Source organism: Arenicella sp. 4NH20-0111, from assembly GCF_040366405.1.
Lineage (GTDB): Bacteria > Pseudomonadota > Gammaproteobacteria > Arenicellales > Arenicellaceae > Arenicella.
Window position 1 is genome coordinate 115031 of sequence record NZ_BAABWF010000005.1, and the last position, 16904, is coordinate 131934.

Annotated in this window: 15 protein-coding genes; 8 read left to right on the forward strand and 7 right to left on the reverse strand. The window is 46.2% G+C overall.

The window, feature by feature from the left end; genetic code table 11:
* Window positions 1-11: 11 nt before the first annotated feature.
* Genes ABWW54_RS11995 through ABWW54_RS12005 form a run of 3 tightly spaced genes read left to right on the forward strand, consistent with a single transcriptional unit; the run spans window position 12 to window position 3638 of the window.
* Window positions 12-1181 (forward strand): cell surface protein, encoded by a 1170-nt coding sequence (locus ABWW54_RS11995; RefSeq protein ID WP_353412521.1) that lies wholly within the window; start codon window positions 12-14, stop codon window positions 1179-1181.
* A 37-nt stretch (window positions 1182-1218) separates the two neighbouring features.
* The gene (locus ABWW54_RS12000) at window positions 1219-2124 is read left to right on the forward strand and encodes a DUF6384 family protein (RefSeq protein WP_353412522.1); all 906 of its coding nucleotides are present in this window, start codon (window positions 1219-1221) and stop codon (window positions 2122-2124) included.
* 2 nt (window positions 2125-2126) lie between these two features.
* On the forward strand, window positions 2127-3638 hold the full coding sequence (locus ABWW54_RS12005; RefSeq protein WP_353412523.1) for a hypothetical protein: 1512 nt from the start codon (window positions 2127-2129) through the stop codon (window positions 3636-3638).
* Between the two features lie 148 nt (window positions 3639-3786).
* Here ABWW54_RS12005 and ABWW54_RS12010 read toward each other — a convergent pair whose 3' ends face one another.
* Window positions 3787-4368 carry a superoxide dismutase gene (locus ABWW54_RS12010; protein ID WP_353412524.1) on the reverse strand — a complete coding sequence of 194 codons (582 nt, stop codon included), beginning with the start codon at window positions 4366-4368 and terminating at the stop codon, window positions 3787-3789.
* Window positions 4369-4715: 347 nt separating this feature from the next.
* On the opposite strand from ABWW54_RS12010, the gene pyk reads away from it, so the two are divergent.
* The 3 genes from pyk (at window position 4716) to guaA (ending at window position 9413) form a co-directional block, all read left to right on the forward strand.
* Window positions 4716-6173 (forward strand): pyruvate kinase, encoded by a 1458-nt coding sequence (gene pyk / locus ABWW54_RS12015; RefSeq protein WP_353412525.1) that lies wholly within the window; start codon window positions 4716-4718, stop codon window positions 6171-6173.
* Window positions 6174-6345: 172 nt separating this feature from the next.
* Entirely contained in the window at window positions 6346-7803 is a 1458-nt protein-coding gene (gene guaB, locus ABWW54_RS12020) for an IMP dehydrogenase (RefSeq protein ID WP_353412526.1), read from the forward strand.
* Between the two features lie 65 nt (window positions 7804-7868).
* Entirely contained in the window at window positions 7869-9413 is a 1545-nt protein-coding gene (guaA, locus tag ABWW54_RS12025; RefSeq protein WP_353412527.1) for a glutamine-hydrolyzing GMP synthase, read from the forward strand.
* Between the two features lie 288 nt (window positions 9414-9701).
* Here the strand turns inward: guaA and ABWW54_RS12030 are convergent, their stop codons facing one another.
* From ABWW54_RS12030 to ABWW54_RS12045, 4 genes are all read right to left on the reverse strand, one after another.
* Window positions 9702-10022: a hypothetical protein gene (locus tag ABWW54_RS12030; protein ID WP_353412528.1), complete on the reverse strand. Its 321-nt coding sequence runs from the start codon at window positions 10020-10022 to the stop codon at window positions 9702-9704.
* Window positions 10009-10563: an RNA polymerase sigma factor gene (locus tag ABWW54_RS12035; protein WP_353412530.1), complete on the reverse strand. Its 555-nt coding sequence runs from the start codon at window positions 10561-10563 to the stop codon at window positions 10009-10011. The genes ABWW54_RS12030 and ABWW54_RS12035 overlap by 14 nt, the downstream gene beginning before the upstream one ends.
* Window positions 10556-10936 (reverse strand): DUF6249 domain-containing protein, encoded by a 381-nt coding sequence (locus ABWW54_RS12040; protein WP_353412531.1) that lies wholly within the window; start codon window positions 10934-10936, stop codon window positions 10556-10558. The genes ABWW54_RS12035 and ABWW54_RS12040 overlap by 8 nt, the downstream gene beginning before the upstream one ends.
* A gap of 104 nt (window positions 10937-11040) precedes the next feature.
* Window positions 11041-12870, reverse strand: a complete 1830-nt coding sequence (locus ABWW54_RS12045) for an ABC transporter ATP-binding protein (protein ID WP_353412532.1) — start codon at window positions 12868-12870, stop codon at window positions 11041-11043.
* Between the two features lie 198 nt (window positions 12871-13068).
* On the opposite strand from ABWW54_RS12045, the gene fghA reads away from it, so the two are divergent.
* The gene (fghA, locus tag ABWW54_RS12050) at window positions 13069-13923 is read left to right on the forward strand and encodes an S-formylglutathione hydrolase (RefSeq protein ID WP_353412533.1); all 855 of its coding nucleotides are present in this window, start codon (window positions 13069-13071) and stop codon (window positions 13921-13923) included.
* 55 nt (window positions 13924-13978) lie between these two features.
* On the opposite strand, the gene ABWW54_RS12055 is transcribed toward fghA, so the two are convergent.
* The gene (locus ABWW54_RS12055) at window positions 13979-14410 is read right to left on the reverse strand and encodes a hypothetical protein (protein ID WP_353412534.1); all 432 of its coding nucleotides are present in this window, start codon (window positions 14408-14410) and stop codon (window positions 13979-13981) included.
* A 54-nt stretch (window positions 14411-14464) separates the two neighbouring features.
* A complete protein-coding gene (locus ABWW54_RS12060) occupies window positions 14465-16051 on the reverse strand; it encodes a SulP family inorganic anion transporter (protein WP_353412536.1) in 1587 nt (528 codons plus the stop codon).
* Between the two features lie 432 nt (window positions 16052-16483).
* Between ABWW54_RS12060 and rpsP the strand changes: the two genes are divergently transcribed.
* Entirely contained in the window at window positions 16484-16897 is a 414-nt protein-coding gene (gene rpsP, locus ABWW54_RS12065) for a 30S ribosomal protein S16 (RefSeq protein WP_353412537.1), read from the forward strand.
* Window positions 16898-16904 lie beyond the last annotated feature (7 nt).

Consider the following 16904-nt stretch of genomic DNA (forward strand, 5'->3'; position numbering starts at 1 on the left):
ACGGGGAATACATGGCCACCACTTTTCATTACCTAGATAAGGCGCTTTCACAGATACGAGATTTAGGTTTGATGCCTGATAAAGTGGATGAAGCTCCCGTCGTGTCGCTTTTGCAGAAATTGACTGACTTAGATGAACCAAAAGTCGTTGCGATTGCTAGAACTCTAACTCAAGCATCGGTATTTAACGATATTGTTCGCGAGCAGGTGTCGGAAATGCGAGTGGGTGAGCGTTACGAAGTGATTACTGAGTCATTTAACTCGATACGTGATGACGCTAAGCGCATGGTGGATCAGGTTGAAGATGGAAAAGTTGATACATTTGAACGTATCTCAAATGTATGGATGAAGGTAACGCGCGGTGACATCGCGGGCCGTTTCGATAAAATTAAGGAAACTTACTTAGAGGTTGCTGAAGACTCACGTGATCAAATTGAGCGTGAACGAGTTATTTTGGAAGCCTACCAAGATTTTCGCGGAGCGATTAAACAATCTGAGATATTTGCACTTGATATTTTAAAGTCCGCAGAAGGCTTATGGAACGAATCAAAAGGCGCATTGAAGCAATCAAACGATACGGTGGCGGCCTATCAAGGTGAAGATTTGGCTGAACGAGCAAAGTTGGAGTTGGCGAGAGATGAGTCGATGCGAATGTTGCAATTTTCTGAGGATCGTTACCAAGTAGCTAAGGATATATCTGATAATTTAACCGTGAGTTATAACACCTCGGAAGTCATTATGGCGCGGCTAATGCAAACTAACAGCGCTAAAGAGCGAGTTTATAAGCAGGCAATTACCTTCTTCGGAACGAATGAATCCGTATTGACAGCGCTTACCGCTTCTTTTACCGGTTTGTTTGGTTTGCATGAAAGTACTCAAACCTTAGAGGCTATGAAAGAGGGTGTTTCTAAAAGTCTGGAAGATTTGGCTGACATAGGAGGTAAAGTACAGGAGGCCGCGGTTAGAGCTGGATACGGACCAACTATTCGGGCTGATGCGGTCAAAAAACTCGTTGATTCGGTGGTTAATTTTCAGGAGCGCTCTAGAGAAATTATTGATGAGATGCGCGTTTTGTCGACAAAGAACGCTGATGAAATACGCGTGTCTGTTGAAGATGGTAAGCAGCGTATGGCTAAAATAATTGAACGTGGCGGTTCATTGCCTCTGCCCGCTAACTTCTAACTCGGACTTGGTTTCGGCTCGACAATAGGGTTTAAGGATGACGGAAGTGCAAAAGGCTCCTCTTGAGGACTTAATGGTGGCCATGGATGTCGTAGATACATTACGTCATCAGCAAGGCGTCGCTGAGAGAGAACTCGATGGCGAGGCTAGGCGTGAACGCTTATTATCGCGGTTGAAAGACATGTATCAAGCCCAAGGTATTGAGGTACCAGAGCATGTTTTATTAGAAGGCATTCAGGCATTAGAAGAGGAGCGGTTTAGTTACTCACCGGTTGAGCGGTCTTGGCGTACTAAGATTGCTCAAATCTGGATCAGTCGCAGGCGATGGGGGCGGCCGCTCGGCTTACTTAGTGTCTTCGCTGGTGTGCTTTGGGCAATTTATTTTGTATTGGAGGTCTTACCAGAAAATCGTTTTAGAGACGAGTTGCCGACGCAATTGAGTAAGGTGCTAACTCAAGTTCAGCAACGAGCAAAAGTGCCAGGCATCTATTCTCAAGCTGAGCGTATCGCTGACCAGGCGAGAATCGCCTTACAGGAAAACGAACTTGAAGAAGCGCAGACTCATCTCACTGCTCTGCATGATCTGCGAGATCATCTCTTAAAAGAATATACTGTCCGGGTAATATCTCGCTCGAATCAAAGTTCCGGTGTTTGGAGAGTGCCGCCAGGCAACACAAAGGCTCGTAACTACTATTTGATTGTAGAGGCAATTGATCAAAATAACCGAATTGTTGAGTTGTCCATTACCAGTGAAGAAACTAACAAAGCTACTCGTAAGAAGCTGTGGGGTTTGCGTGTGAGTGAAGAGACTTTTTACAAAATTGCATCGGATAAAAAGGATGATGGAATTATTCAAGCGAATAGAGTTGGCACAAAACGAACGGGGTATTTAAAGCCCGAGTTTAGTGTGCCGACAACCGGCGCCACAATAACGGAGTGGTAGTCATGTTATCAGGGAGAAAAGCGCTAAAGAACATTGATCGCTCGTTACAAACGGTGCGTGGAGAAGCGGTAAGGCTAGACCAACAGTTAAGTCGAATATCTGGGCAGGTGGCCATGGGGCAAAGGCGTCGCTTAGATTTGCTTAATCAAATAGCTAAGGTTAGGTTGTCTGAGATTGAGAGTGGTGAATTAGAAACGGAGTTCAACTCGGCTGACGCGCAGGTTATAGAGTTACTTGGATTACGAGATATTGCGGTTGACAAGCTCGAGTCGGCTATTGCTGCGCTAAACGTAAAAATCGAGCAAGAAGAGGGGCAGCGAGAAAAGGTATTGCAGGAATGTAATGCGGCTTCAGATAAGCTAGTGAGCGTGGAATCAAAGGTTCAGGCTGAACTAAAGCTAAGCGTAGCCTACGTTGACCAATTTAGCGCAACGCAAGCAGCCGAAGCTATTTCGGAAGAAGCCGAACGTAAGGTCGAGATTGCATCAAGTGATATGGCGGAGAAGTCTAAACCATATCAGAATGATGCTCTTTTTATGTATTTATGGGATCGTTCATATGGGACAAGTGATTATGAAGCTGGGTTGTTTTCTCGTTTTATGGACGGGTGGATAGCCAAGCTCATTAAGTATGAACCGGCAAGAGTCAACTATTGGAACCTGCAAGAAATCCCTAAAAGGTTGGTTGAGCATGCCGATAGGGTTGGCGATGTTGCAGATCGTGAAATGATGTTGTTACAGCAACTCGAAAAGGATGCGCTCGATAATGCAGGTGCTCAAGTGCTGGAAGATAATCTTGAAATGCTTCGTCGTCAGCTGGATGCTCAAGATGATTCAATTGAGCAGGCTGAGGTTGAGCTAAATCAGATGTTGTCTGAAAGAGCTGCTTACACGTCGGGAGCGGATGAGTATATTCGCAAATCATTGAATCGAATTTCTTCAGCTCTAGAACATCAAAATCTCGATAGCATTCATCGCTATGTCCGGCAAACCCATTCACCTGTTGATGATAAGTTGGTTGTTGAGCTGCAAGAATTGGAAGATTCATTGGCGTCATTGAAGGGCGATATGTCAGGGATGCGAAGGCTGCATGATGGACAAATTAATCGCTTGCGAGAACTAGAAAGTGTTCGGCATCAATTTAAAAACTCTCGATTCGACGACGTTAGATCCGGTTTTTCCAATGAGGCGTTGATTTCCAGCGTGTTAAGTCAGTTCATTCAAGGCGTAATTTCTGGTGCTGATTTATGGGGTACCATTAAACGTAATCAACGATACCGTAATGTCGGGTCGTCCCCAGACTTCGGCAGCGGAGGTCTGGGTGATTTGGCCGATGTGCTTGGCGATGGGGCTATCGATATTGGCGATATTTTAGGGGGCGGCGGTCAACGGCGTCGTCGTCAGCGTCGTGGTTCAAGCTGGCATATCCCAAAGCCTCGACGAAGCGGGGGCGGTTTTCAATTTCCGAGATCTTCGAATCGTGGGGGGGGCTTTAAAACTGGGGGAGGGTTTTAATTGGTTTAGCGGTTAAGTGTTTGTTGATTTCTGGCCATCTTAGTCTTGATCCAAGCTGAATAAAAAAAGTGAATAAAAAAGCCGATGCGTTAATGCATCGGCTTTACATTTCTTCCCCGAGCTCGACAGGGCTCGAGTTCTCTATGGTTTATGCATAGTTAGCTGATGCAAATTCCCAATTGGCGAGTTCCCAGAAATTTTTGAGGTACTCTGGACGCGCATTTCGGTAATCTACGTAGTATGCATGTTCCCAAACATCCACTGTTAATAGTGGGGTGATGCTTGCGTCTGTAATCGGAGTTCCAGCGTTGCCAGTGTTTACGATTTCCAGCTCGCCAGCGCCATTCTTAACCAGCCATGTCCAACCAGACCCGAAGTTGCCTGTTGCGCTGGCTGTAAATTTTGCTTTGAACTCATCAAATGATCCAAACGCTGAATCAATTGCCGTCGCCAGAGCGCCAGTAGGTTCGCCTCCGCCGTTAGGACTTAAGCTATTCCAGTAAAAGGTGTGGTTCCAAACTTGAGCTGCATTATTAAATACGCCGCCTTCGCTGTTACGAATTATCTCCTCTAAAGAGGCTGATGCTTGATCAGTGCCTTCGATCATTTTGTTAAGGTTAGTGACATACGCCTGATGATGCTTGCCGTAATGATAGTCGATTGTTTCTTCCGAAATAGTTGGTGCAAGCGCGTCGCGTGCGTAGGGAAGCGCTGGTAGCTCAATAGGCATGAGTTTTGACTCCTAGTGTGTGCTTTTGAAGTTATGCTAAATAAATAGTTTAAATGCCCAAGACAGCTCTCGATACTGTCTTGTAAAAAACCAGCCCAAGTTTATCACAGGTGAATGACCGATCCATCATTATCAGGATTGAGAATCGATTCAGATCTGGCAATATAGACAGGAAAAACCTCAATTGTATGATAATTAAACTCCTACCTGAGATTGAAAATTTGTTACAATGGATGCGTATGGAATTAATATAAACCTAACAATTGCTCGGTAAGATTGAGTGAAACTCTCTATTTTTAACTAAATAGTCACTATTTTGAGCGTAAATGGGCTAAAGGCTTCAATAAATGAAAGAAAATTACAGAATAAAGAATCTCAATCGAACTAAAATTGTTGCCACCGTTGGGCCAGCGTCCGGTGATGTATCTGTTCTAGAGGAGATGATCGCCAATGGGTGTAGTGTGTTTCGAATCAATTTTTCGCACGGTTCTCATGAGTCGCACGGGCATTCGATTGCCAACATCAGGGCTGCCGCATCAAATCTAGGGCAACACGTTGCTATCTTGGGCGATTTACAGGGGCCGAAAATTCGGATTGGAGCGATTGTCGGAGATAGCTTCCCGTTAGAGGTTGGGCAAGCGTTGCTGCTTGATTCAGATATAGCAGATTCAGACGGAAGCCCAGATGGCGTAAGTTACCTATGCGATACATTGGCTCAAAGTTGTAGCCCGGGCCGAGTATTGATGCTCGATGATGGGCGGGTTCAATTGGAGGTATTGTCCGTGTCTGGCAATGCGATCAATACTAAAGTTATCGCAGGGACTAAGTTGTCGTCTCGCAAAGGATTAAACTTGCAGGGCGGGGGGTTGGCTGAGGATGCGCTCACACCTAAGGACATAAAGGATATGGCCTTCGCTGCCCAGCAGAACCTTGACTATATGTGTGTGTCATTTCCTGCGCAGGCATCCGATATGCTGGATGCAAGAGCAAAGCTGGATGCGTTGGGTTGTTCAACAAAGTTGATTGCCAAGTTGGAGCGAGCAGAGGTTGTGGTTTCAGAGGCTGTCATCGATGAAATGGTTAATAGCTGCGATGGCGTCATGGTTGCTCGAGGTGATTTAGCGGTAGAGGTTGGTTTTGAGGCTGTGACTTCTTATCAAAAGCAGATTGTCGCGCGTGCGAGGACTTTAAATAAGCCCGTTATCGTGGCGACACAAATGATGGAGAGTATGATCGATAGCCCAGTTCCTACTAGGGCTGAAGTATCAGACGTCGCGAATGCGGTGTTCGATTATTCCGATGCGGTGATGCTATCTGCTGAGACGGCGGTTGGTGATTACCCAGTGGAGGTTATTAAGACGGTCTATAACGTGATCGTTGCGACTGAAAAACATACCCTTACTCAAGTTTCCAAGCATCGCGTCGAAACCGAATTTGATTTTGTTGATGAATCGATAGGCATGGCGACGATGTATCTGGCGAATCATTTCAAAAAGGTCAAAGCTATTGTTTGTCTGACTGAGTCAGGAAGTACCGCGCTTTGGATGTCTCGCATAAAGACTCATCTACCATTGGTGGCGATGTCACCAAAGGACTCTACGTTAAATCGAGTGGCTCTGTATAAGGGCGTACGCTCCGCTCACTTGCCGCACGAATCTGAGCGCAATACTCAACTCGAAGATGTAATTGAGTATGTTAAATCGGTGGTTGAGTTGGAAAAGGGCGATAATGTCGTGATCACTTATGGTGATGTTGTTGGTGTGGATGGGAATACCAATACTTTAAAAGTATTGGAAGTTAAGTAACGAGTTTTAGCTGGCTAAACACGACATGATTTGATCGTTGGGGAGGCTTGTTCTCCCCGCATTGGCAGCCTTGCCTGCGTTTTCTGGATATAAATCGATAAATTCGTTTAATCTAAGCCAAAAATAGTCACTTCGTAATTGAAAAATCATTGCTGTTGCGTATAATCCCGCGATGGAAAATATCAAACAAGCTCTTACATTCGACGACGTCTTGCTAACGCCTGCTCGATCAAGCGTTTTGCCGCGTGACGTTGAACTTTCCACCCAACTTACTAAAGACATCCGTCTTGGTATCCCCCTCTTGTCAGCAGCAATGGATACGGTCACTGAATCCCGTATGGCTATTTGCTTAGCTCAAGAAGGCGGACTTAGTATCATCCACAAGAACATGACGCCTGAATTGCAGGCGCGAAATGTTTCTCGAGTAAAAAAATTCGAGAGTGGCGTGATATCTGACCCGATTACGGTCAGCCCAAGCGTCAGTGTTGGTGAGGTTATTGAATTGACTCATCGCAAGCGCATATCGGGAGTGCCCGTGGTTGACGGGGATCAATTGGTGGGCATCGTTACCAGTCGAGATCTGCGTTTTGAAACGCGTCTCGATGAACCAATCACCTCTGCAATGACACCCCAGGACAAGTTAATAACAGTCCGAGAGGGCGCGAGTAAAGACGAGATCCTCGGTCTATTGCATCAGCACAGAATAGAAAAGCTTCTAGTCGTTGATGACAACTTTGGGCTGAAAGGTTTGGTGACGGTTAAGGATATTCAAAAATCGACAGACCACCCAACGGCATGTAAAGACAGCAATGGCCGCCTAAGGGTCGGCGCAGCCGTCGGTACAGGAGCAGATACAGACGAAAGGGCTGCACTTTTGGTCGAAGCGGGTGTTGACGTTATAGTGGTGGATACAGCCCATGGCCATCATGATGGTGTATTGAATACCGTTCGCCGTTTAAAAACAAAGTACCCGCAGGTTCAGATTGTTGGTGGAAATATTGCAACCGCTCAAGCCGCGCTGGATTTGGTAGAGGCTGGCGCTGATGCTGTTAAGGTTGGTATTGGACCAGGCTCTATTTGTACTACCAGAATGGTTGCTGGTGTAGGGGTTCCCCAAATTACCGCGGTCTATGATGTGGCTCAAGCCTTGAAAGGACTTGGAGTACCACTGATCGCCGATGGGGGATTGCGCTTTTCAGGCGATATAGCGAAAGCCATGGCTGCGGGCGCTAACTGTGTGATGGTTGGTGGTTTGCTCGCTGGTACTGACGAAGCACCAGGAGAAATAGAGTTATATCAGGGCCGTTCTTATAAGTCCTATCGAGGAATGGGATCCATTGGTGCGATGGAAAAGGGGTCAAAAGATCGCTATTTTCAATCAGATGAATCTGAGGCTCAAAAGCTCGTGCCTGAGGGTATAGAGGGACGCGTTCCTTATAAGGGGCCGGCAACTCACATTATTCATCAATTGATGGGTGGTTTGCGTTCTAGTATGGGCTATACAGGCAATGCCACACTGGCGGATATGAGAACAAAATGTGAATTCGTTAAGATTACCAATGCAGGTGTCGCTGAGTCACATGTTCACGATGTGACCATAACTAAAGAAGCGCCTAATTATAGAAGTTAAGGCTTCAACAAGAATGCCGCCGTAAGGCGGCATTTTTAATTTCGACTGACTAAATTAAAGAAATCATGACTGACATTCATAGCGATAAGATTTTAATTCTGGATTTTGGTTCTCAATACACGCAACTGATCGCTCGGCGCATTCGTGAGCTGGGAGTCTATTGTGAAATTTGGGCATATGACAATGATTTAGAGACGGTGCTCGAATTCGCGCCAAGGGGAATCATCCTATCGGGCGGTCCCTCAACAGTGACCGAGGATCATACCCCGCGTGCGCCTGAAGGTATTTTTGAGATGGGCGTGCCGGTATTGGGAATCTGCTATGGCTTGCAGTGCATGGCCGCGATGTTGGGTGGTAAAGTATCAACGTCGGATAAGCGTGAGTTTGGACATGCTCAAGTCGACTTAGTATCCCCGAATGCTCTCATAAAAGAAGAGTCTCAAAGTGTGTGGATGAGTCATGGAGACAAAGTCACTGAAGTGCCTGACGGGTTCACAGTAATTGGTCAGTCGGGGAATGCTCCGTTGTGCGCTATAGCGGATGAGCAGAGGCGGTTCTATGGTGTTCAATTTCACCCTGAGACTACTCACTCTGAGCACGGAAAAGACTTACTAGGTCGCTTCGCTCACGATATTTGTGGTTGCGCAAGTGATTGGTCTGCGAGCAATATAATTGCAGATTGCATAGAGCAAGCTCGCACGCAGGTGGGCGATGAACACGTGATTCTTGGATTGTCAGGCGGTGTCGATTCGTCGGTTGTAGCAGCGTTATTGCATCAAGCCATTGGCGATCAACTTACTTGTATTTTCGTTGATAATGGGTTGTTACGTAAAGACGAAGGTGATCAAGTAATGGAGACCTTCGCCCAAAACATGGGTGTTCGAGTCATCAGAGTTGATGCTGAGGAAAGGTTTTTGTCTGAGCTCGCTGGTGAACAAGAGCCTGAAGCGAAGCGAAAAATTATTGGGCGAGTCTTTGTTGAAATTTTTGAAGAAGAGTCACAGAAAATCGACAACGCAAAGTGGCTTGCTCAAGGAACTATCTACCCAGACGTAATTGAGTCGGCGGCGTCAAAAACCGGAAAAGCACAGGTTATTAAGTCTCACCACAATGTTGGCGGGCTGCCCGACGACATGGAGCTACAATTGCTTGAGCCATTGCGCGAGCTGTTCAAGGATGAAGTGCGAAAATTGGGACTGGAGCTTGGTTTGCCAGAAAAAATGATTCAACGTCATCCATTTCCCGGGCCAGGCTTAGGCGTGCGTATACTTGGTGAGGTTAAGAAGGAATACGCTGACGTATTACGTGAAGCTGACGCAATTTTTATGGAGGAACTATACGCAACGGGTTGGTACGAAAAAACCAGCCAGGCGTTTGCGGTATTTCTGCCGGTTAAATCTGTTGGAGTAGTCGGCGATAATCGAGCGTACGATTGGGTTGTGGCTCTGAGAGCAGTTCAAACGGTTGATTTTATGACGGCCACGTGGGCCCATATTCCCTACGAAATTCTTGGAAATATATCCAATCGAATAATAAATGAAGTGCGAGGTATCTCGCGCGTAACTTATGATATTTCTGGTAAGCCGCCAGCCACAATCGAGTGGGAATAGGCGTACTTTAAAGCTTCCAATCTCTTTCTATTCAATTGCAGCGCTGCGCGGCTTCGTGACGAAGTGGCATTTAATGTTGAGCTTTAGGTACATCGCGCAAAGGCTGAGGGTTTCAATTCTCAAGCCTTGCGGTCGTGGGTGGCTATTTGATGTTTGAACGTCTTAGTTTAGTTAAAAAGTTTAGTTAAAAAGTTTAGTTAAAAAGTTTAGTTAAAAAGTTTAGTTAAAAAGTTTAGTTAAAAAGTTTAGTTAAAAAGTTTAGTTAAAAAGTTTAGTTAAAAAGTTTAGTTAAAAAAATCTATATCGTCTAAGCATCATGATTGCGCCGATTAGCGTGATGTTGAAGGCGGCGAGTAAATAGGGCTTTTGCGTCATTAGTAGCTCCGCTTGCTGCACTATGCTTTCAAAGCTTGCATACTTCAGGAGAATGAATTGTACGCAAATCACCAAAACCCCCAGAGCAATACCCAACGCCGTAACGAAGCGTTTTAATCGTTGAGTCTTTGATGTTGATATGGCTGCCAGAGTGTCAAATACGAACTGATCCTTGTCTTCGAGCGAGTAGTTGCGCGTTTTTTCAGTGCTAAAAATATCATCAATTTTGCTCATCTGTTACCTCGCGAAGCCGGCTAATAGCGCGGCTCATTTTAGACTTAACCGTTCCTGCCTTCATTGATAGCATGCCAGCAATTTCGTCAACTTTGTATTCATAAACATATTTTAATGTCACTATTTGTCGTTCTTCAATGGTAAGTGAGCGAATCAAATCATTAAATTCACTAAAATTGCTAGCCTGTCCCTTGGTCTGCTGTGTTTGTTCTACGTGTGGGGTTAGTGGTAGGTAGGCGGCTTCGCGTCTAGCTAGGTCCGCATAACAATTAGTGGCAATCCCGGTTAGCCAATTACGAAAGCGTGTGCCTTCTTGGGTGCCAAGCGCCTTGTGGTTGGGGTTGAAGCTTCCGAGGTATTGAAATGCTTTTATAAATGCTTGTTGAGACACATCTTTAGCTTGGGCGTCATTGCCGCCGCTTAAGCGCATGCCCAAGCCATAGACGTAGTCACTGTAACGCTTTACTAGTTTCCCGAAATATTGACTGCCCTGATCAAGGGTTAACTTGACCAGAACAGCATCGTCGTTGTGGTTACTCACCTACTGTCAGGTCCTTGCTGCTGCTTGGTTGATTCTTTTTATGGTAGTAAACCATGGTTGCGCCGATTGTTGCCACCAATAGCCCTACGCCCATAAAAAAATTGCCAAGGCTGACGAAACCAAACAAAAACAGACCTATGCCGACACCGACAGCCATGGTGCCGTTGCGAGAATCATCACGAGGCATGACTTTTTTGTAGCCGGGTATTCCGGAAATAGTTTCTTCCGAAAGTTCTTGTCCGCTCTCGATTAACTTTTGCAGTGTGTTATGAAACCTCTGTTCGCTTAAGTGTGTGTAGTAGAAAACAATAGCCAAAATCAAAATTGGCGTTGCCATACCCGACATGGCGATGATAAAAATTTCTGCTGGCATAGTAGCTCCTGAGTATGTTTGAGTTAAATTAATGTTCTGTTTAACCCCTATACCTCCGGTCACCCATAAAACGTTGCATTAATTTCCAATTCTTTTTCAAACCTCTACGCCTCGGATATGAATCCTCCGGATTGTCGTGTCCAATACTTTGCGTAAATTCCGTTCTGATCTAGTAGTTTTTGGTGAGTTCCAATTTCAGCAATTTTGCCTCCTTCCAATACAATCAGTCTGTCCATCTTTGCTATGGTAGAGAGGCGGTGGGCAATGGCTACGACGGTCTTCTTGTGCATCAATCCCTCTAGCTGTTCTTGAATTGCCGCCTCAACTTCGGAATCCAGTGCCGATGTTGCCTCGTCTAGGATGAGGATGGGAGCGTTCTTTAATATAACTCGGGCAATGGCGATTCGTTGCCTTTGCCCGCCTGATAGTTTTACTCCGCGTTCGCCAACTTTAGCGTCTAATCCAATATTTCCTTCGTTGTCCTCAAGGCTGTGAATGAAACCGTCTGCTTTGGCAAGACTGGCTGCAGCTAGTATCTCTTGTTCTGTCGCACCGTGTTTTCCATAGGCGATATTCTCACGTATTGTGCGGTGGAGAAGTGAAGTATCTTGCGTTACGGTTGCAATGTTCTGACGTAAGCTTTCTTGCGTTATCGATGTAATATCTTGTCCGTCAATTCGAATGCTGCCAGACTCAATGTCGTAAAGGCGCAGTAGCAAGCTAACGAGCGTTGATTTTCCCGCTCCCGATTGTCCAACTAGGCCTATTCTTTCGCCAGGTTTGATGGATAAACTGAAATCATCAATCACGCCGCCTTTCTTGCCATAGTGGAATGACACAGACTCAAAGTCGATACTAGCCTTCTCTATTTTAAGTGGGATAGGTTCCGCTGGGTCTGTCACGTCTGACGGTTGAGAGATGGTATTAATTCCATCCTGAGTTGTCCCAATGGCCTCGAATAGGCGGGCGAGTTCCCAAATAAACCACTGACTCATTGCCTGTAATCGCAAGGTCAGTGCGCCAGATACGGCGATGGCCCCCGCGGAAACAATGGATTGAGTCCATAGCCATATTCCAAGTCCCAGTGTTCCGCATATTAGGAAAGCATTGATTGTGATTAGCGTGGCATTTAGCGTTGTGACGAGACGCATTTGTTGGTAGACGCTGGTCAGCATTTCTTGCATGCTGTCTTTCGCGTACTCCTCTTCAGCGTTATTGGTAGAGAACATTTTCACGGTTTGGATGTTTGTGTAGGCATCCACGACGCGGCCAGTCATCGTTGATCTAGCATCAGATTGTTGAGCAGATATTTCTTTTAAGCGAGGCAGAAAATAACGCATAACCAGAACATAGGCACACAGCCAGCAGATAAGTGGACTGGCTAAGCGCCAATCATTACTTAGAAAAATTACAGCGGAACTGGTGAAGTAAACTATCACATAGACCATCAGGCCATTGATGCTTACGATAGAGTCCCTAACACTTAACGCTGTCTGCATTACTTTTGTCGCTATTCGACCTGAAAAATCGTTTGCGAAAAAACTGGTTGACTGTCGAAGTAAGTACCGGTGCGCTCTCCAGCGAACCTGCATAGCAAAGTTTCCGAGTAATCCCTGATGCTCCACAGCCGAATCAATGAGATTAAGTACTGGCCATACAATGACCACCAGTAGCATCATTTTCAGGAGTGCAGAGCCATGGGTTGAAATAAAAGTGGTTGGATCTCCGGTCTGCATCCAGTCTATCATTTCTCCGATTGCGCTAAACATATACACTTCGATTCCGGCGATAATCGCCGAAGTAATAAACAGAACAAGAAGCAAGTATCGAAATGGTTTTGCGTAATACCAAATAAATTGGCTTAGCTGTGTGGGAGGTTGTTCTATCCGAGATTCAGGGAATGGAGGGACAGCCTTTTCGAAAAAGTTAAACATGATTTTTTTGGCGGGCTATGCGTCGGTTCAAGGTTGTTGCTAGTGGTTAAAATAAGCTTACGTTAATTGGCCGCAAAAGTGTATCAACTGGATTGTCCTTAGGTGATTTGTTGAGGTGTACCGGTATATGTCTTTAGTGCTTCGGTTGTGTTAGTTTGAGTTACAATTCAAGCTTTATCAAAAGTGAGTTGATGGGACATGAAACAACTATCCAGTGTTAAGGCCTTTGAGGGGCAGCAGATTCAAATTAGTCACCACTCAGACCTGCTTAATTGTGATATGCAGGCCTCGATCTTTTTGCCGCCCGCGGCGGAGCATCAGGCTGTCCCGGCACTCTATTGGCTGTCTGGGCTGACGTGCAACGATTTGAATTTTGTCACCAAAGCGGGAGGCCAAAAAATAGCATCTGAACTCGGCGTAGCGATAGTTTGTCCCGACACGAGTCCAAGGGGAGAGGGCGTGCCTGATGACAGTGAGGGTGCTTGGGATTTCGGTTTGGGTGCTGGGTTTTACGTCAACGCAACGCAGGAGCCTTGGAAGAAAAACTATCAAATGTGTGATTATGTTTCCATGGAATTACCAAAACTGATTGAAAGTCAGTTCAATATCGATGCGCAGTTGAAATCAATATTCGGCCACTCCATGGGCGGGCATGGTGCGCTCACAATTGGCCTTAAAAACCAAGATAGTTATAAGTCTGTTTCTGCGTTTTCACCAATTGTTGCTCCCATGCAGTGTGCTTGGGGGGTAAAAGCGTTTGAAAATTACTTGGGTAATGATCGTGATCAATGGAAAGACTATGATGCGTGTGAGCTTCTTGAATGCTTAGGCGAGTCGCTGCCAACGTTGATAGATCAGGGTACCGCTGATGGTTTCTTGGAGGAGCAGCTGATGACCGATTTGTATGTGAAAGCGGCAGGTGACGCGAAGGGTGATATCCGTGTGCGCTATCAGCAGGGATATGATCACTCGTATTTCTTTATCGCCACGTTCATCGAAGAGCACATTAGGTTTCACAGTGGCCATTTGCAGGCAAGTGAGAGCGAGTGCTAAAGTCAATCTAAGGCGGTCTGAAGGTGCCCTAGATTGATTGTTTAATGGCCTTAGACTAGTTGTTTTTTCTATTGAGGATGAAAATCAATAGGCAGCTTACCCAGACACCACAGGCCATATAAAACAACACCCCGCCATCTGTGTTCCCTTGTGAATCGACCACTCGATTCACGCCAAGAGGTGTGAATAGGTGGAAAAAGATTGCGCCAGATATGACGGCTAATCCGAGAAACGCGCCGATGCTGCGCGTTTTTGGATTTATCATTAATCCAGTGGCAACGAGCTCTGTTCCTCCTATCACGTAGCCACCGTAAGCCGCAAAGGCGGGTGCTATAAAGCCCAATCCGACCGTTTTCATCCAGTCTGCGATGGTGCTGAAGATGATGTCTGTCTCTTCGGAGCCCGTGAACTTGAAGAACAAAGATTGTAAAAAGACAAACGCCACAAAAGCGATAAGAAAGTAGGTGACCCCTTTTTTTGCTGACATAAAATTACCCTGAGCTTGTTTCCAAGTCAGGGTAGCACAGAATCCAGGTAGGTATTAGTTGTTGGCATCCTCGTCGCTAAACGCGCTTTCGATTGCAACAAAATAATTCGGATCTTCTACAACATTCACCTCGACCATATCGCCAGCTTTCTTTAAGAGTTTTTTACACTCGGAGCTCAGGTGTATTAGGTGTAAAGTGCGATTGTTCTTGCGGTATCGTTCAGCTAAGGCGTCAATGGCCTCAATGCCTGAGTGATCTGCAACTCTAGAGTCAGCAAAGTCTATAATGACGTCGTTATTGTCATCGCGCGGCGTGAACTGATCGGTAAATGACGCAGTAGAACCAAAAAACAGAGGGCCGTGTACCGTATAGTAATGTGATCCATATCGATTTTCGCGTTTCTCAACCCTCACTTCTTTTGCGTGATTCCATGCGAAAACAAGCGCTGAGATAATGACCCCCACGATTACAGCAATCGCAAGGTCAGTAAATACGGTGACCGCTGATACGGTGATGAGTACGAAGGCGTCTTGCTTGGGGACGCGCCGAATAATCCGAAAGCTAGACCACTCAAAGGTTCCGATCACAACAATAAACATAACGCCGATCAGTGCTGCAATTGGGATTTGTTCAATCAGGCTAGACGCGACAAGAATGAATGCGCCTAAAAATAGCGCTGCGCTAATGCCTGAAGTACGGCCCCGGCCGCCTGAGTTTACGTTGATCATACTTTGGCCAATCATTGCGCAACCTCCCATGCCTCCGAAGAAGCCGGTAACGGTGTTGGCGATGCCTTGCCCAAAGCATTCTTTGTTGCCATTGCCGCGGGTTTCTGTAATTTCGTCGATCAATCGGAGAGTCAGTAGGGACTCAATTAAGCCGATGGCGGCCAAGATGATCGCGTATGGGAAAATGATCGTAAAAGTTTCGAATGTCAGTGGAACTGTGGGGATATGAAAGTCTGGTAGCCCGCCGCCAATGGAAGCAACGTCTCCCACTACCTTGGTGTCCAAATTGAGACCGACAACGGCAAGTGAAACAACCACAATGGCCGCCAATGAGGACGGGATTGCTTTCGTTAATAATGGTAAAAACCGGATAATAGCCATGGTGACGGCAACCAGCCCTAACATCATCGTGAGTTCAGGGCTCGGCAACCAAGCTACATCAACAATGCTTCCTTCTAATAAGGTGCCATTCGCCCAGCCAATACCATCTTTTTCACCGAATTGGCCTAGCTGGGCTAAAAAGATAACGATAGCCAGACCGTTGACAAAACCCAGCATGACGGGGTGGGGAACCAGTCGGATAAATCGCGCTATTCGTAAGGCTCCAGCTAAAATTTGTAAGATACCCATTAAAACAACGGTTGCAAACAGATACTGCACGCCGTGCTGGGCGACCAGGGACACCATAACCACGGCTAGAGCGCCAGTGGCACCAGAGATCATGCCTGGTCGGCCGCCAGCGACGGCGGTAATAAATCCAACAATGGCCGCGGCATAGAGACCAACAAGAGGTTCAACGCCAGCAATGAGAGCGAATGCAACCGCCTCAGGAACTAGGGCAAGAGCAACGGTCAGTCCTGAAAGGACATCGTTCCGGAGGTTTGCGCGACGAGCGGCAGTAATCTCAAACATTGGGGGTACCTTATTAATGAATCGGTGGCTTCGTGGGGACATTGCCACGATGAGCGCGCGAATTCTAGTTCTCAAATGAAGTGAATACAATCGCCTACGAGATAAATAGTGTTGTTTTTGAGTGGTTTCTGCGTTGCATTCGCTCAGTAGTTTTAGGAGACGCCTTGTTTTCCACTAAACATTGAGTTTTTAAGTGATTTTGCGTTAAAAACCTTTTCTTTACAGCTGGTAAGGGATAAAATCGCGCGCCTTCAGAGGATTCCTGCGTCAGCATCAACGATGTGATGAATGTTCTCGAGGCGTATCAATTGTCGTTGGCTTATGCCGACAACAATTTTGAATAGAAAGATTCATTAGATTGCTTGCTCCGCCAAATCAACTAGATTTGATTTGGAGCGAGCAGGCATATTAAAGATTAATAGAGTACTCATTATGGTAACAATTCGTTTAGCTCGTGGCGGCGCAAAAAAACGCCCTTTTTACGGCATTATGGTAGCTGACTCACGTCGTTCACCTCGCGGTCGTTTTATCGAGCGTGTTGGCTTTTTCAATCCTCGCGCTGTCGGTGGCGAAGAGCGTTTGCGTGTTGACGCTGAGCGCGTTGAATATTGGATCAGTAAAGGTGCGCAACCTTCAGATCGCGTTGCTTCTCTTCTGAAGCAATTTGCTAAGGGTCCTGAGGCTTTAGAGGCTGAGACTGCTAAGTTAGAAGAAGCAGCAAAAGTAAAGCAAGAAGCAGCGGCGAAGGCCGAAGCTGAAGCGGTGAAAGCGCAGGAAAAAGCAGCGGCTGAAGCGGCTAAAGCTGAAGAAGCGCCTGCTGAAGAAGCTGGCGAAGCGGCTGAGTAATACCTCT

Bases quoted from the DNA above. Each gene is read 5' to 3' on its own strand.
- ABWW54_RS11995 (WP_353412521.1), top strand. From the start codon at position 12: ATGGCCACCACTTTTCATTACCTAGATAAGGCGCTTTCACAGATACGA.
- ABWW54_RS12000 (WP_353412522.1), top strand. From the start codon at position 1,219: ATGACGGAAGTGCAAAAGGCTCCTCTTGAGGACTTAATGGTGGCCATG.
- ABWW54_RS12005 (WP_353412523.1), top strand. From the start codon at position 2,127: ATGTTATCAGGGAGAAAAGCGCTAAAGAACATTGATCGCTCGTTACAA.
- ABWW54_RS12010 (WP_353412524.1), bottom strand. From the start codon at position 4,368: ATGCCTATTGAGCTACCAGCGCTTCCCTACGCACGCGACGCGCTTGCA.
- pyk (WP_353412525.1), top strand. From the start codon at position 4,716: ATGAAAGAAAATTACAGAATAAAGAATCTCAATCGAACTAAAATTGTT.
- guaB (WP_353412526.1), top strand. From the start codon at position 6,346: ATGGAAAATATCAAACAAGCTCTTACATTCGACGACGTCTTGCTAACG.
- guaA (WP_353412527.1), top strand. From the start codon at position 7,869: ATGACTGACATTCATAGCGATAAGATTTTAATTCTGGATTTTGGTTCT.
- ABWW54_RS12030 (WP_353412528.1), bottom strand. From the start codon at position 10,022: ATGAGCAAAATTGATGATATTTTTAGCACTGAAAAAACGCGCAACTAC.
- ABWW54_RS12040 (WP_353412531.1), bottom strand. From the start codon at position 10,936: ATGCCAGCAGAAATTTTTATCATCGCCATGTCGGGTATGGCAACGCCA.
- ABWW54_RS12045 (WP_353412532.1), bottom strand. From the start codon at position 12,870: ATGTTTAACTTTTTCGAAAAGGCTGTCCCTCCATTCCCTGAATCTCGG.
- fghA (WP_353412533.1), top strand. From the start codon at position 13,069: ATGAAACAACTATCCAGTGTTAAGGCCTTTGAGGGGCAGCAGATTCAA.
- ABWW54_RS12055 (WP_353412534.1), bottom strand. From the start codon at position 14,410: ATGTCAGCAAAAAAAGGGGTCACCTACTTTCTTATCGCTTTTGTGGCG.
- ABWW54_RS12060 (WP_353412536.1), bottom strand. From the start codon at position 16,051: ATGTTTGAGATTACTGCCGCTCGTCGCGCAAACCTCCGGAACGATGTC.
- rpsP (WP_353412537.1), top strand. From the start codon at position 16,484: ATGGTAACAATTCGTTTAGCTCGTGGCGGCGCAAAAAAACGCCCTTTT.